Genomic DNA, 527 nt, shown 5'->3' with positions numbered 1-527 from the left:
CGCGACCTGGGCCTGTAGCCGACCTTGCGCCTGAGCTCCATGTTCGTCATGCCGTCGTAGCCGGCGTCCACCCACCTGTAGACGGTGGAGGCGCTGAGCCCGGGGGTCGCCGCCGCTATCTGCTGCGGGGAGAGCCCGCGCGCGAGCCCGTCCCTGATGGCCGCGAGCTTGGCGGCGGCGCCCTCCTCGGTCTCGTCGATCCCGGACCTGCTCCCCGAGAGCTCGGCGTCGGCCGCCTCCTGCGCCCTCTTGGCCCTGTAGAACACCTTGGGCCTCCTCGAGCAGCCGTAGCCCCTCCTGTGCGAGCAGCCGTTTGTTAGCGCTACTGTAAAAACAACCATTTTGACCAACGCTCAACAACCAATCATGCCAACGCAATCCCGCCATTTGCGCCAACGCTTTTTCACCATTTCCACCAACGCCGGGGCTTACGCTTCGACCGACGAGCGAACGATGCTTTCGGGAGGAGCGGGCCGTGGCGGAGAAGAACCTGATCGGAGAGTTGGACATGTACAGGGAAGCGGGCA

At 65.1% G+C, this 527-nt stretch carries 1 protein-coding gene; it reads right to left on the bottom strand.

What is annotated here, in order from left to right:
- On the bottom strand, positions 1-266 hold a 266-nt coding region (locus AAAT03_RS09875), incomplete at its 3' end, for a helix-turn-helix domain-containing protein (protein WP_349103233.1).
- Between the last annotated feature and the right edge of the window lie 261 nt (positions 267-527).

Origin of the sequence: Collinsella sp. CLA-AA-H167 (assembly GCF_040095305.1) — a bacterium.
In the GTDB taxonomy this organism is placed as follows: Bacteria; Actinomycetota; Coriobacteriia; order Coriobacteriales; family Coriobacteriaceae; genus Collinsella.
The sequence above is the reverse complement of the archived record's forward strand: the minus strand, read 5'-3'. Positions and strand labels throughout refer to the sequence as shown.